Source organism: Lentzea guizhouensis (genome assembly GCF_001701025.1).
Lineage (GTDB): Bacteria > Actinomycetota > Actinomycetes > Mycobacteriales > Pseudonocardiaceae > Lentzea > Lentzea guizhouensis.
In genome coordinates this window covers 6,056,953-6,071,526 of the sequence record NZ_CP016793.1, presented here as the reverse complement: position 1 = coordinate 6,071,526, position 14,574 = coordinate 6,056,953, and the positions used below count along the sequence as shown (strand labels likewise).

Sequence of the window (14,574 nt, the reverse complement as noted above, 5' to 3'; positions counted from 1 at the left end):
CCCGTGAACGTTCTGACGCTCGACCCGGCCGATTTCCAGTTCACCCGCCGCGCGTGGGTCGACGCGAGCCCGTTGGAGGTCTACCGGCTGGTCAGCGACGTGTCGTCGATCAGCCGGTGGAGTCCCAACGCGAGCGACGTCGCGTTCGACGAGGATTCCGGGCCGGTGGTGGGTGCGTGGTTCAGCGGTCGCAACCGCAGGGGTGAGAAGGAGTGGGTCTCCCGTTCGCAGGTGGTCCGCGCCGAGCCGGGTGCCGCGTTCGCGTTCGTCGTCGGTGGCGCCGACGACGGGATCGTCGAGTGGAGCTGGACGTTCCACCCGCACGGCCGCGGGTGCGTGGCGGAGCAGTCGTGGCGGCTGCTGCGCATGGACCCGGTGCTCGGCGGTGACGCGGCGGAGGTGACCGCGTTGCGCGACTACATGGCCGCGAGCGCCGAGGCCACGCTCACCTCGCTCGCCGAGTGGATCGCGGTCAGGGGTTCTTCACGGCGGTGAACACGATCGCGTGAATGCCGGTGGCGCCGTCCGGGACGGGGGCGGCGCGGTCGGCGGTCTGCGTGTAGCCCTTGCGGTCCGTGGCGCGGCACTCGACGGTGTGGTTGCCCTCGTTGAGATCCAGCTCGACCCGCCACATCCGCCAGGTGTCGATGTTGACCTCCGTGCTGAGCGTCGCCTGCTGCCACGGCCCGCCGTCGACCCGCACCTCGACGCGGTCGACGCCGGTGTGCTGCGCCCAGGCGATGCCGGCGGCGACGAACTTGCCGGGCGGCACCCGTTCGAAGGGCTTCGGCCGGTCCACCCTCGACATGGTCTTGACCGGGGCCTTCTTCCCCCACCCGCGCTGCGCCCAGTACGGGTCGAACGCGTCGAACGTCGTGAGCTCCGCGTCCACCAGCCACTTCGTCGCCGACACGTACCCGTAGAGCCCGGGAACCACCATGCGCACCGGGAAACCGTGCTCCAGCGGCAACGGCTCGCCGTTCATCCCGATGGCCAGCAACGCGTTCGAGTCCGGCGCCATGATCGACGCGACCGGCGTGCCGCACGTCCACCCGTCCGCACTGCGCGTGGCGAGCTGGTCGGAGCCCTCCCGCACACCCGCCTCCCGCAACAGGTCCGGCAGGGACACGCCGATGAAGTTCGACGTGGAGATGTACGGCCCGCCGACCTCGTTCGACACGCACACCAGCGTGATGGTCTTCTCCACCAACGGCCTGCGGAGCAGGTCGTCGTAGGTCAGCACCATCTCGTTGTCCACCATGCCGTGGATGCGCAACCGCCAGTCCTCCGCCCGCAACCTCGGCACGCTGAGCGCGGTGTCGATGCGGTAGAAGTTCTCGTTGCGCGTCATGAACGTCGGCGTGCCCTCGCGGGCGAAGTCGGCGTTGACCGGGATCTCCGGCGCGGTCTCCTGCGGCTGCAACCGGATGCCCCGCCGGGAGGCCTCGACGTCCACCCGCCCGGCGAGCAGCTGCCCGCCCACCGCCGCCACCCCTGCCCCGGCCGCGATCGCCGCGGTCGAGACCAGGAACCTCCTCCTGCCTGGCACTTCGACCGGTGCCTGCGACCACAGCCAGCGGAACGCCGCCACGCCGACGAGGAGGCTCGCCAGTGGCGCGATCACCGCCCATGCGGTCGTGGTCGGCCTCGCGAGCACTGCCGCGACCCCGAGCAGTCCCAGGAGCGCGGCGAGCGCCATGCCCGGCCAGGGACTCCTCCTCGACAGGAGGCCGGCCAGCACACCGAGGCCGGCGAGCACGACCGCCATGCCGGCCAGCAGCACCAGCTTGTCGTTCTCGCCGAAGGTGCGGATCGCGAAGTCCTTGACCGGGTGCGGGGTCAGGTCGATGGCGGTGTTGCCGACCGCGAGGAACGGCGAGGCCAGCGGGTTGACCAGCGCGGCGACGAGGTGACCGGCGGCGAGTGCCGCGGCCACCGACACCAGTCCGATGAGGACGGTTCGGGTTGCCTTCACACGAGTGGTTCGGAGCGGGCTGCTCAGCGGATTGGTGGTGACGTCCCCCCGTGCGCCGAGGATTCCGGACGCACGGGGGGCACCGCGTGGCGCCGTCCCGAGCCGGCTGAACCGCATCTGGCGGATCCACACACCCGACATCCGCACCGGCGACGGCACCGGATCGGCACACCCGCGCACTTCACCCTTTCAGGTGACCCAACACCCGGCGCCAGCGCGGGGTAACGGGCCGCGACGACGCGACGACGGTAGGGACGTGGAAGACCGGTGCCTCGTCGCGGCGGTGGACGACCACCGGATCGTCCTGCTGGGGATCACCCACCTGCTGGCCGCGTCCGGGGGTCGCATCGAGCTCGGTGCGGTCGAGACCAGCGTGCGGGCGTTGCTCGACGGGCCGGGGCGCCACGCCGACGTCGTCCTGCTGGACCTGGTGCTGCCCGACGAGCCCGACGTCGCCACGAACGTGCGGCGCATCCGGGAGGCGGGTCCGCGGGTGGTCGTGCACACGCAGGACACCCGGCCCGCGGTCGTCTCCCGGGCCGTCACCGCCGGAGCGCTCGGCGTCGTGCTCAAGGGCGACTCCGAGCAACGGCTGGTGGAGGCGGTGCTCGCGGCGAGGGCCGGCGAGTTCACCGTGTCCAGTGCGATGGCGTACGCCGTGGTGAACGACCCGCGTGCGCAGGTCCGCCTGACTCCGCGCCAACGCGAGGTGCTGACCCTGGTCGCGCGCGGCGTGCCGCACAAGGTGATCGCCCGCAGGCTCGACATCAGCCCGGAGACCGTGCCCTCGCACCTGCGCAGGATCGCCGACAGCTACGTGCGAGCCGGTGTCACCGGGTTGACCTCCACCGAGCTGGCCGCGCACGCGTTGGTGGACGGGCACATCGAGCTCGGTCCGGAACCGCGTGGCTGAGGCCCGCGGCCACCGCCGCAGCGTGGAACGCGCGCTGCAACGCGCGTTCGTCGCGCTGGTGGTGCTGTTCGCGCTCGCCTGGTGCTGGACGCTGGCCGGCACGCCGGAGCTGCACCTCCCGGTCGTGGTCGCCACCAGCGCCGTGCAGCTGGCCGACTGGGCCGTGGTGTGCGTGCGGGGCTGGCGCACCCGGCTGCGGCCCGCCGACGCGGTGCGCACCTGCGTCATCACGACCGCGGTGCTCGGCGCGCTGGCGTTCGCCGGCATCACGGTCGTCCCTCCCGCCACGCGCATCCAGTTCATCGTGGTGCTCGCCGTGCTGGCCGCGAACGTGGTCCCCGCTCCCGCGGTCGTCGGCACGGTCCTGCCGCCGTCGCCGCCTACCTCGCCGGTGCGGTCCCGTCCGGCGGGTGGCTCGCGCTCGGCGAGCTGTGGCCGGTGTTGTCGGCGGTCGGTGCCGCCAGTGCCGCGTTCCCGGCGTTGCGCCGGGCCGCGAGCGCCGCGGAGGACGCGCAACGCGAACTCGACGACCTGCGGGCACAGGAGGTCGTCGCGGCCAGCCGGTGGAAGGCGCACTCCGAGTTCCAACGGCTGCTGCACGACCACGTCACGGCCGCTTTGCACGCCGTGGCCGCCGCGTTGGCCACCGGGGAGGAGATCAGGCGCGCCGCGGCCAGGGGAGCCGCGCGTTGCGCGCGGAACCGCCGGCGCCGGGAGTGGACCTGGTCGAGGTGGGCCCGGTGCTGCGGCGGGCGGCCCGTCGCGCGGACGCCCGTCGACCTCGACCTCGCCGGGCCGTCTCCGCCGGCCGAGGTGGCGCAGGCGGTGGCGCTCGCCGTCGAAGAGGCCTTGCGCAACGTCGACGACCACGCGCGGGCGTCCCGTGCGGTGGTGGAGCTGACGTCGTCGTCGCGCGGGTTCGCGGTGTCGGTGAGCGACAACGGCGTGGGCCCGGTCCGGCGGACCAGGCCTGGAGCGACGGGTCTGCGGCGGTCGATCGCACAACGGGTCGCCGAGGTGGGCGGCACGGCCACGGTCACGGGTGCCGCGGGCACCGGGACCACGGTGACGCTGCGCTGGACGCCGGCCTCGGCGGCCCCACCGGACCTGCTGGCCCTGGCCGTCGGCGACATCCGCCGCCCGCTGCTCGGTGTCGTCGTGTCGTACCTGGTGGGCAACGCGATCGCCGCCGGGTTGAACGTCCACGACCCGCGACTGGTGTGGTGGGGGCTGGTGATGGTGCTCGTGACGGTGGCGCTGCTGGCGCGCGCGGACCGGGCGTTGCCGGCGGGACGGGGAGTCGCGGTGCTGGGCGGGTTGTTCGCCTTCACCTGGATCGGGTTGGTGCTGATGCCGGCGGACAGCCTCAGCGGGTACGAGTCGTGGCCGGTCGGTGCGGCGGGCACCGCGTTGATGGTGCTCGCGGTCATGGTCCCGGTGTGGCAGGTGTTCCTGTTCTGCCTGCTGGAAGCCGCGTCGGTGGTGGTGCTGATCCAGGTCTCGGTCCTCGACCCGCAACCGCTTCCCACCCTGGTCCCCGTGTTCCTGGCACCGGTCTTCGGCGCGGCGATGGGCGCCGTTGTCGCTGTCACAGCACGGAAGTACGGCCGTGTCGTCCACCGGTCGCGAACCGAACGGGTTGCCGTGCAGGCACTCCAGGCCCGCCGAGCGGCCGCGGAAGCGCTGCGCACGGAACGCGCGGAGGCGCTGGCCGCCGACTTCGTGCCGTTCCTGGACGCCGTCGCCGACGGCACCCTGCCGGTGCACGACCCGGCCACCACCTCCCGCGCCCGCGAGCTCGAACAGGTGAGCCGCGACGAGCTGCACCTGCCCGGAGTCCTCGACACGGCAACGAAAACGGTCATCGCCGGGGCACGGGCGTCCGGCTGCGTGATCGACCTCTACGCCGACACCGACACCATCACCGTTCCAGGACAGGTGAACGCCCTGCTCCGCGCCGCCCTGACCGTGCTGCCCGCCCAGCTGAACCTCAGCCTCTACCGCCGGCGGACGGGCGTGCTGGTGTCGTTGGTCGCGGTCCCCGGTGACCCTGCCCGCGCGGACCGGCTCCGCACCTCGTTGCCCGGCCCCGGTCTCGCCGTCGAGGACGACACCGAGGCGACGATCGTCGAGCTCATCCTCTGACGTACCGGATTTCGGGTACAGACCGGGCCGCTGCCGCGTTGCCACGATGGTCACACACCGACCCCGCTGAAAGGGAAGTGACGGCGATGGGCCTGTTCGGCAAACGCGCCACCAAGACCCCGAAGACCGCGACCGTCGGCCGTTTCCACACGCCGTACCAGGTGGAGCAGGTGCTCGGCGTCGTGTACGCGGGCGTGCGGGACCAGCTCTCCACCGCCGTCGCGGAGGTCGGTGAGCCGGGGGTGATGGCGTCCATCTACCTGAGCCGCATCGACCGGACCGGCCTGACCGTGACCGCGGGCAACATCGCGGACACGTACTTCACCTTCGCGGTGGACCTCAGCGAGAGCGGGAGCGGGACCGACGGCCACGTCTACTTCGACCGCCCCTCCTCGGCCGTGCAACGCTGGTACGGCAACGCGGTCCAGCTCAACGTCGACCTCCACACGGCGCTGGACCGGGCGAGCATCACCGTGCAGGGCTGGCGGATCCAGTTCTAGTCCCCTGTCCGAGGAGCACCCGGTGGGTGGTCACACCGCACGCCCACCGCGTGCCCGCCTCCATCCGGCAACGCCACTTCCGGCCAGGCCGTGCCCTCGACCGCCTCCGATCACCACCGCCATCCCTTCCGTAGTGTGGTGAGCATGTGACGCGAGAGGTGGGGACATGACCAGGGTTGCCGTCATCGGCGACGTCGGCGGACATCCGGACCAGCTGCGCCGGGCGCTGCGGGACCTCGGCCCCGCACCCGACCTGGTCGTGATCCAGGTGGGCGACCTCGTCGACCGCGGCCCGGACAGCCTCGGCGTGCTCGACGTCGTCGCCCCGCTCATCACCACCGGCCGCTGGGTGCAACTCGCGGGCAACCACGAGTCGCAGTACCTGCCCGGCGCCACCGTCTTCTGGCCGGACCCCCTCCCCCAGCCCGGCGTCGACACGTTGCGCGCCTGGTGGTCCGACGGCCGCATGCAGGTCGCCGCAGCCGTCTCGGTCAACGGCGACGACCACCTGCTCACCCACGCGGGCCTCACCCTCGACGCCTGGCACCAGCTCGGCGAGCCGGCATCAGCCGCACAAGCCGCTGACCTGCTCAACGAACGCCCCGACCTCATCTGGCACACCGGCGCGCACGCCCGTGACGCGCAAGCCGGACCGTTGTGGGCAGAATCCGGTGCCGCGCTGCACGAACCGTGGATGCGGTTCACCGGCATCGTCCCGTTCGGCCAGATCCACGGCCATTCGACGGTCGTGCACTTCGGCCAGCAACGCTGGCGTTGCGACGGACGTGTTCGTCAGCGCGCCACGGTCGACTGGCACGCACGGCACGTGAGGGTGCGCGTCGGCGGACGGGTGTTCATCGGGGTCGATCCGGGTCACGGCCGTACGGGCGCCACGAGCTGGCAGCCGTTGCTCCTCAACGACGCCGAGATGCACGTGACGCCCGCCCGGACCTAGAGGACCGGCAAGCAGTCCTGCTCACCCGTTGGTACCGATCGCGAACACGTGGATCTGCTTGTCCTTCGCCAAGGTCACGCCGGCGATCGTCTTGCCGGCGGGCGCGTCGAACGGCGCGGTCGCGAAGACGAACGCCGGCCCGGCCCCGCCCGACCGCACGTTGCGGTACCGCGGGTGCACCACCACCGTGTTGCCGAACACCGGATCAGCAGCACTCCCGCCGGGCAGGACCCAGTCGCCGAACGACATGTCCGCCTCGGCCGTGGTGCCGTCGGTGAACGTCACGGTCGCCGTTGCGCGGTGGTCCCCGTTGCTGGCAGCCCCCACGAACACCAGCCGGGTGGCCTGCCCGGACAAGGCCACGGTCTGCCCGTCCGCAGCCACGTTGTCGGGTCGCCCGGCCGGCGCCGCGGGCCAGGTGAACCTGGTCCCGGCCACCTCGACCTCCCGCCCACCGGTCAGCCCCGCCTCGGCGAGCGCCTGCCGCGAGTAGCTGTTGGCGGCGCCGTCGAGGTTCGCCTGCGACTTGTCGTTGTCGTCGGAGATCCCGGTGTTGTTGTAACGGGTGACGAGACTGCCTTCCGGAGCGACGAGCACGGTGACCGTGTGGGTGACGGTACGACGATCACCGGTGATGGTCAGCGGGATGTCGTAGTACCCCTCGGGAGCCGTGGCGCTCACCTGGAACCGCGCCACCCCGTCGTCCAGCCGGAACCGCTGCGGGCCGCTGACGGTGATGCCGGCGGGCGGAGCGCTGGTGACCGTGAGACTGCGGTCCCGGCCCGCCAGCCGCAGGGCGGACACGGTCAGCTCGGCGGAACCACCCGGCTGGACGGTGATCATCGTGTCCGCACTGGCCAGGAAGTCGTGCTCACCGTCGCGATAGGACGGTGGGGCCTCGTCGGGGTCGGCGGCCCACGAACGGTCCGGCGTCGCACCGAGCTCGAAGTCGAGGACACCACCGGTGCTGACCAGGCTGCGCGGCAGGCCGGTGCGTTCGTGGTCGCGGCCGTTGAGGTTCAGGTCCTGCACGTACCTCGCGGTCGCAGAAGCCTTGGGCGCGTTGATCGTCAGGTCGCGACCGGGCAGGTCGAGCACGATCCGCGGGAACAACGGGCTGTGCACGGCCAGGTCCGACGTGCCGGGCGTGGCGGGGTAGAGCCCCAGCGCCGCCCACACGTACCAGGAGGACTGGGCACCGAGGTCGTCGTTGCCGGGCTCGCCGTCGGGCGTGGGGCTGAACAGGGTGGTCATGATCTCCCGGACCACCTGCTGCGTGCGCCACGGCCGCCCGGTGTGGTTGTAGAGCCACGGAATCCCGAACGCCGGCTCGTTGCCCGCCCACATGTACGGCTCGGACGGGCCGGCGTTGAGCTTGGTGGTGAACGTGTCCAGCCGCGCCGCAGCGGCATCGCGGCCACCCATCGCGGTGATCAGACCGGCCGGGTTGTGCGGCACCATCCAGCTGTACTGCACCGCGTTGCCCTCGTCGAACCCGTCCTGCCCGAACCCACCGGTCGCCGGCGGCCACGCGGGACCGTCGGGGAACCTGCCGCTGCCGTCGCGCGGCTGGACGTGCCGGGTGGCCGGGTTGAACAGGTTCTGCCAGTGCTGCCCGCGCCGCGCGAACTCGGCGGCCGTCCGGTGGTCGCCCGCGGCCCTGGCGAGCTGGGCGATGGCGAAGTCGTCGACCGACCACTCCAGCGTGATCGACGCCCCGACCCTGGCGTGGTCACCGCGCGCGACGTCGGTGTTGGGCAGGTAGCCGAGCTTGACGTACTCGGCGATGCCCGGCCGTTCCTGGTAGGCCCCAGGCGTGGTGTCGACGCTGGTGGCACCCTTGACGAGGTACTTCAGCGCGGTGGACAGGTCGAAGTCCCTGGCACCGTACGCGTACAAGGCGGCGATGAGCGGCACCGAACTGTCGCCCGTCATCTGCCCGGTGTAGTCGTTGGCCAACGGCCAGCGCGGCCACCACCCGCCCTGCACGGCGTCGTTGACGAGCGACTGCGCCATGTCACTGGCCTCGCGCGGCCACAGCATCCCGTGCAACGGCGCCAGGCTGCGGTAGGTGTCCCAGTCGGAGAAGTTGGCGTACTGAGTGCGCCCCGCCGGCAGTGTGTGAATCTTGTCGTCGAACCCGATGTAGCGGCCGTCCACGTCGTTGAACGTGTTGGGATGCATCAACGAGTGATAAAGCGCCGTGTAGAACGTCTTCAGCTCACCGACGTCGGTGCCCGCGACCCGGATCTTGCTCAGCTCGGTGCGCCACCTCGCCCTGGTGTCCGCGCGCACCCGCTCCGCGTCCCAATGCGGGATCTCCTGCGCCAGGTTCTCCTTCGCGCCGTCCACACCGACGAACGACAGCGCCACCTTGGCCTTCACCTGCCCGGCGCCGAAGCTCAGGTAAGCACCGGCTTTCGGCGACTTCACACTGCCACTGCCCGGCGTGACCGCAGTCCCGTCCCAGGTCCCCTTGGCGGTGAACGGCCGGTCGAAGGTGATGGCGTAGTAGACGGTGTACTTGTTGGGCTTGCCGCAGAACCCGCCGGTGCTCGCCGACCCGGTGATCGTGGTGTCGTCCTCGATCGTCACCTCGGCCGCGGAGTTCCCCGGCAGACTCGCCCCGCCCTTCACGAGCACATGCCCGTCCGCGGGCAACGTGAACGTCGCGAGCCCGGTACGCGTCGTCGCCGTCAGCTCAGCACGAACCTTCGAGTCCTCCAACGTCACCGCGTAGTAGCCGGGCTCGCCCCGCTCACTGCCGTGCTCGTACCGCTCGACCCGGTCCCACGGCTTCTCCCCCAGCTCACCGGTGACCGGCAAGATCGGCACATCGCCGAACGCACTGCACCCGACACTGGCGTGCGTCAGGCTGAAACCTCGGATCTTTTCGCTGTGGTACTGGTAACCGGCATACGAGCCGAGCGTGTCCGGCGAGAACTGCATCATGCCGAACGGCGCCGCGGGACCGGGGAAGTTGTTGATCTCACCGACCGCCGCGTTGGCCTTTCCCGTACCGATCAACGTGTCCACGTACCCGGTCGGGTCCGCGACCAGCGGCGGTGGTGCCGCAGCCGGTTGTGCGGACGCGACCAGCGGGGCCGCGAGCACGAGCGCGGCCGCCATCACCACCACTCTGCTACAGCGCACAGATCGGAACTTTCCGGAGAACGGGGGCGCTGTCAACGTTGTCCACCCCGATTGGCTGGTTCCGGACAGGGTTACCACTCGGGTGGCATCACTCAGCGCTGCTTTCCAGCGTGGCCGTTCCACTGGTGAGCCTCGGCACTGCGCAGGTCTACATGCGCACTACTACAGGCTCCAGCACCTGCCGCATCAGCTGGAAGTCTACCGCCAGCAGCGCCCTCTCGGACGCGGCAACGTTGCCAGCTTGGTCAAGCGCAGACCAATCCAGTCTCCAGCCCGCCGCGGCCGACAGTTGCCGCAGAAATGCGCGCAGAGTACGTCCGTTGCCTTCCCTGAACGGATGGCATACGTTCAGTTCCCCGTAGCAGTGGGAAAGCCGCTCCAAATTGCCACGCCGCAAACATCGATCGACCTTTGCCGATGTTGACAGTCCGGATCTCACCGGCCCAGTCGTAAACATCGCGGAACAACGCTCGGTGAAAGGACTGCAGATGCGTCAAGTTGTATTCGCCGGGCAACGTCTCGCGCGCGAGCTGCACATCCCGGATACTCACAAGCCGCGACTCGACATCGCGAAGCTTCGAGGGATCATCGATTCCGATTTTGTTTGCGAGGCATTGTGTGCCCGGAATCAGGTACGGGTCGGTCACGAGCGAGTGGCCCGCCGAATTTCTTCTGCGACCGCTTCATCAGCCGACAAGGTGCCGCTCGCGACGGAGCGCAGAGTCTGCTGCCACTCGTCGTCCAGCTCGATGCCCTCGATCGCTGCGCTCGCTGCGGCCTGCGAGACCGCAACATCGACCGCCGCGCGCTGACGGGCGTAGAAGTGCTTCATCTGTTGTCGATCAATCGGCGTGGAGGACCGCTCGTCCGGACCGTGAAGACCCCTGGCAATCCTCCAGGGTGCCTCCATGTGCGTCATCTGCGACAGCGACTCCGCGGAGAACGCACCGTACTTGGCCAGCACCCAGCTCACCGTCTGGCTCTCCGCAGCGGTCAGCGCTGAGGAGTCCCCACTGGGCCAGCTCGCGACCTGACGCTGCCGACGGTGCTTGTCGTACAACGACCGCGTGACCGGACCTTGCGGCCACGCCTCGACTAGATCGTCGAACAGAGGCTCGCCATGAAAGACGAGATGCCACGCCTGCGAGTAGTAGACCAGTTTCTGAAGCTTCATGGTCGTCACTGGCCCGGTCTCGGTCAGCAGTGCAGCCGCCACATCGTGAACATCAGCCACAGCTACACCACATCCTCTCGCTCCGAGTTCCGCAGGTCAGGTGACGGATCACCTGTAGACAACTCTACAGGCACCATACCTTGGAACCGCCGGACTTCGGGAGACGGGCACTGCGTGCCGGAGCTGATGTTCTCTCTCCAAACAAGGCCGCCCGATTTTCCTGGACACCAGGGCTAGAGCAACACACAACCAAGCAATAGCTCGAATCAAGAGAGACCGACAGCTCATCTCCGGGCAGCTGACTTGGCCGCGCCAGCAAGCACGTGGTTGCTGTAGTGGCAACCAGCTTCCTCCGTCCTCGGCGCATCACGCTCACCCGCCAAGGTCATGGATCACCCGATTGGGTGGGCATCGCGCACGAACCCCTTGCCCAGTCACGCCTGAGCTTCGGGATCTCGGCCTATCGCCGCAAGTACCGCTCCCGCACCACCGCCGGCAGCTTCTCCACGGCATACCGGAGCGCCGGCCTCCGCATCCGCCCGGCATGCGCGTCCAAAAGGACAGCAGCGCGTCCTGATCGAGCGTTCCCGCGTGCTTCAACGCGATCCCGACCGGCTTCGACACCAGCTCGTCCCCATCAGGCACCAACTGCTCGGCCAGCGCGAACAGGTCGGCGAGCTGTGCCGGTTGGCCATACCGCGCCCAGTAGAGCGGTGCGGTGATCGAGGTCCGGCGTTCGTACACGTTGGCGGACCTGCCGAGCTCGAACAGCGGATCGCGCGGCTTGTCGAGCAGGTAGCGGCCCACGACGTGGGGTGCGGCGCGGTCGACCATGTCCCACGAGTCGATGCGGTCGTGGCGAGCGAGCGGCATCGCCGTGGCCGTCTTCGCGATCTCGAACACCGTGCCCATCCGCACGCCGATCACCGGGTGCGTCGCTCGAGTACCGACCGCGGATCCTCGTCCGCTCGGCGTCCGAGGCGTGGGAGCGCAGCTCGTCGACCACAAGCGCGGCAGTCAGCACGAAACGATCGTAGATCGCCCCGGCTCGATCAACCGGAGCTTCCCAGCGCCTTGGCGACGACGTCGTGGATCGCCGTGTCGCCGGGCGCGCGGTTCTCCAGCAGCAGCGGCAGGTCGGCGGGACCGACCCAGGCGAAGCGCGGGTGCTTGTCCCACTCCAGCTCCGGCCGGCTCAGGTCGCCGTCGACCTCCACCACGAAGTCGGCCCCGTGCCGGACGGCGCCGTCGCCCGCGTCCCACCGGCTGACGCCCAGGTCGCGGACCACGCGGCGCAACGTCCAGCCCGTCTCCTCGGCGATCTCCCGGTGCAAGGCCCCCAGCACGGTCTCGCCGGGTTCCACGTGACCGCCGACGATGTCCCACGTGCTGGGGAACAACCGCCGCCGGGCACCGCGGAACTGGGCGAACGCGCGTCCTGCCGGGTCGAGGACCACCGCGCCGACCACCCACACCTCGCCGGGTGCCATGTCCGGGAGGCGCACCCCCGGCTCGACGGCGATCTCTCGTTCCACTGACCGATCGTCTCATCGACCGGCGGAGGAATCCGCCGTTGGGAGGTGACCGAACAGGCCTCCGCCGGGGTGGAATGGAGTGGCACGGTGCGGCCGACGGAGGTGGGGCATGCGTACACGGCTCGTGGTGTCGTTGCTGGGGCTGGTGCTCGTCACCGGCAGCACCCCCGCACTCGCCGCACCGCCCGGCAACCAGCCGTTGCCCGGCTACACCGTCAACAACCCGCCGCTCACGCCGGCGGTCGTCGACGGCAAGCCGACCAGGGTGTTGCAGGGCGTCCACCGGCACTCGGCGTACACCGTCGAGGTGCCCGCGAAGTGGAACGGCCGGCTCGCCATGTGGGCGCACGGGTACCGCGGCACCGGCACCGTGCTCACCGTCGACCCGCCCGCCTACGGCCTGCGCACCCAGATGCTCAACCAGGGCTACGCCTGGGCCGCGTCCTCGTACTACGCCAACGGCTACGACGTGCGTGCGGGCGTCACGGCCACGCACGACCTGGCGCAGCACTTCGCCAAGCTGGTCTCGCGACCGGAGAAGGTCTTCATCGCCGGTGTCTCGATGGGCGGCCACGTCATCGGCCGCTCGCTGGAGCAGTACCCCGGCTTCTACGACGGGGCGCTGCCCATGTGCGGTGTGATGGGCGACCACGAGCTGTTCGACTTCTTCCTCGACTACCAGGTCACCGCCCAGGCGCTGGCCGGTGTCGGCACCTACCCGGTGCCCGCCGACTACCTGACGAGAGTGGTGCCGCAGATCCAGGACGAGCTCGGCCTGACCACCCTCGTCCCCGGCGGCCCTGACACCGTGACCGACCGCGGCGCCCAGTTCCGCGCGGTCACCGTCGAGCGCAGCGGCGGCCCCCGCCCCGGCGCCACGCCCGCGTTCGCGTTCTGGAAGGACTTCCTCTTCGGCCTGGCCACCCCGCCGGCCGACAGCGCCCCGCTCTCGCTCGACCCCGGCCGCCTGGCGACCAACCTCGGCACCCGCTACCAGCCGAACACCCCGGTCGACCTGAACCGCGAGACGCAACGGGTCGCGCCGCGCGACTGGCGGTCGCGGCTGTCCCCCGCGCTCACCGAGATCCCGAAGATCGCGGGCAGGCCACGGGTTCCGGTGCTCTCGCTGCACGGCCTGGGTGACCTGTTCGTGCCGTTCTCGATGGAGCAGGACTACCGGGCCGACGTCGCCCGCAACGGCCAGTCGAGGTGGCTGGTGCAGCGGGCGATCCGCACGGTGGACCACTGCGAGTTCTCGCCTGCCGAGGTGGGCACGGCGTGGAACGACCTGGTCGCGTGGGCCGACCGGGGCCGCAAGCCGGCCGGTGACGCGATCGGTGACCGCGGCGCCGTTGCCGCGACCACCTTCGGCTGCCGGTTCAGCGACCGGGCCGCCTACGCCGGAGCCGGCACCCGCAGGTTGTTCCCCGCCTGCCCCTGACGGCGGGCGCGCCCCTTGCGGCGTTCCAGGACCCAGTCGGTGACCAGCAGCAGGAGCAACGGGCTCAGCCAGACCCCGATGCTCGTCGCGGTGTTGCGCATCAACACCTCACTGCCGGCGAACGCGGTGTCGACCTGAGAGGACAACACGATCACGGCCGGGATGTTGATGACCCGGCTCAGCACGATCGACATCGCGAGCGCGAAGCTGCGTGACATCCACCTGCGGTGCTCGTCGTAGCGCCGCTTGCGGGCGAAGTACAGCCCGGCGACCGTGAAGGCCAGCCACAGCGCCGACCCCACGAGGTTGGCCACCAGCACGGACGGGCCCGCCGTCGTGTGCCAGCCGATGTAGAGCCCGAGCACGCTCGCGGGCAGCGCGCCGGCGTAGACGTAGACGCGCCCGGTGATCCGGTGCCCGACCCGGTGCCGCGCGCGGAACGCGGGCCACACCTGGAAGCAGGCGGTCGCCATCGCCACGGCGCCGAAGAGGACGTGCGCGACGAGCAGCGGGTAGTAGAGGTCGTTGCCCTCCGGTGGGGTCAACCGGGAGTGAGCGGGGTCGAGGGTCAGGTAGGGCGGCACGGAGAACACCAGGAACGCCGCCGCCACCAGCATCAGCGGCACGATCCACGGTCGCCGCCACCAGCGGACCTCCTGCCGGGGTGCGGCCGTTCGGGTCGTCGTCGAGGTCATGTCAGTCCGTTCGTGGTCGGAGCAAAACTACGTACACCATACATAAAGACGTACGTCATACAGAGTTTTAGGATGGGACCGGAGCCAA

13 protein-coding genes are annotated in these 14,574 nt (G+C 70.3%); 6 read left to right on the top strand and 7 right to left on the bottom strand.

The genetic code is table 11. The features are described 5' to 3' along the window. The first annotated feature begins 3 nt into the window (after positions 1-3). The gene (locus BBK82_RS29675) at positions 4-495 is read left to right on the top strand and encodes an SRPBCC family protein (protein WP_237047649.1); all 492 of its coding nucleotides are present in this window, start codon (positions 4-6) and stop codon (positions 493-495) included. Here BBK82_RS29675 and BBK82_RS29670 read toward each other — a convergent pair. After that, complete coding sequence (locus BBK82_RS29670; RefSeq protein WP_237047648.1) at positions 473-1,975, bottom strand: molybdopterin-dependent oxidoreductase; 1,503 nt, start codon at positions 1,973-1,975, stop codon at positions 473-475. The two genes, BBK82_RS29675 and BBK82_RS29670, sit on opposite strands and share 23 nt — an antisense overlap. Positions 1,976-2,231: 256 nt before the next feature. Here BBK82_RS29670 and BBK82_RS29665 point away from each other — a divergent pair, with 256 nt between their 5' ends. From BBK82_RS29665 to BBK82_RS29650, 4 genes are all read left to right on the top strand, one after another. Next, positions 2,232-2,888 (top strand): LuxR C-terminal-related transcriptional regulator, encoded by a 657-nt coding sequence (locus BBK82_RS29665; RefSeq protein ID WP_065917937.1) that lies wholly within the window; start codon positions 2,232-2,234, stop codon positions 2,886-2,888. Positions 2,889-3,326: 438 nt separating this feature from the next. After that, on the top strand, positions 3,327-5,033 hold the full coding sequence (locus BBK82_RS29660; RefSeq protein ID WP_065917936.1) for an ATP-binding protein: 1,707 nt from the start codon (positions 3,327-3,329) through the stop codon (positions 5,031-5,033). Between the two features lie 86 nt (positions 5,034-5,119). Then, positions 5,120-5,533, top strand: coding sequence for a hypothetical protein (locus BBK82_RS29655; protein ID WP_154697578.1), 414 nt, complete (start codon positions 5,120-5,122; stop codon positions 5,531-5,533). 166 nt (positions 5,534-5,699) lie between these two features. Then, the gene (locus tag BBK82_RS29650; RefSeq protein ID WP_065917934.1) at positions 5,700-6,488 is read left to right on the top strand and encodes a metallophosphoesterase; all 789 of its coding nucleotides are present in this window, start codon (positions 5,700-5,702) and stop codon (positions 6,486-6,488) included. Between the two features lie 21 nt (positions 6,489-6,509). Here the strand turns inward: BBK82_RS29650 and BBK82_RS29645 are convergent, their stop codons facing one another. The 5 genes from BBK82_RS29645 to BBK82_RS29630 all read right to left on the bottom strand — a co-directional run bounded on the left by BBK82_RS29645 (position 6,510) and on the right by BBK82_RS29630 (position 12,350). Then, positions 6,510-9,617: a GH92 family glycosyl hydrolase gene (locus tag BBK82_RS29645; protein WP_083268897.1), complete on the bottom strand. Its 3,108-nt coding sequence runs from the start codon at positions 9,615-9,617 to the stop codon at positions 6,510-6,512. A gap of 172 nt (positions 9,618-9,789) precedes the next feature. Next, complete coding sequence (locus tag BBK82_RS56840) at positions 9,790-10,098, bottom strand: Fic family protein (RefSeq protein WP_418287460.1); 309 nt, start codon at positions 10,096-10,098, stop codon at positions 9,790-9,792. 186 nt (positions 10,099-10,284) lie between these two features. After that, entirely contained in the window at positions 10,285-10,875 is a 591-nt protein-coding gene (locus tag BBK82_RS29640; protein ID WP_065917933.1) for a Panacea domain-containing protein, read from the bottom strand. A 312-nt stretch (positions 10,876-11,187) separates the two neighbouring features. Further along, a complete protein-coding gene (locus BBK82_RS29635; RefSeq protein WP_065917932.1) occupies positions 11,188-11,742 on the bottom strand; it encodes a DNA alkylation repair protein in 555 nt (184 codons plus the stop codon). A 125-nt stretch (positions 11,743-11,867) separates the two neighbouring features. Then, positions 11,868-12,350: an NUDIX hydrolase gene (locus BBK82_RS29630; RefSeq protein WP_237047647.1), complete on the bottom strand. Its 483-nt coding sequence runs from the start codon at positions 12,348-12,350 to the stop codon at positions 11,868-11,870. Between the two features lie 109 nt (positions 12,351-12,459). Between BBK82_RS29630 and BBK82_RS29625 the strand changes: the two genes are divergently transcribed. After that, positions 12,460-13,791 (top strand): alpha/beta hydrolase family protein, encoded by a 1,332-nt coding sequence (locus BBK82_RS29625; RefSeq protein ID WP_065917931.1) that lies wholly within the window; start codon positions 12,460-12,462, stop codon positions 13,789-13,791. On the opposite strand, the gene BBK82_RS29620 is transcribed toward BBK82_RS29625, so the two are convergent. Continuing rightward, positions 13,746-14,486: a DUF2306 domain-containing protein gene (locus BBK82_RS29620; protein WP_065917930.1), complete on the bottom strand. Its 741-nt coding sequence runs from the start codon at positions 14,484-14,486 to the stop codon at positions 13,746-13,748. The genes BBK82_RS29625 and BBK82_RS29620 overlap by 46 nt on opposite strands. Positions 14,487-14,574 lie beyond the last annotated feature (88 nt).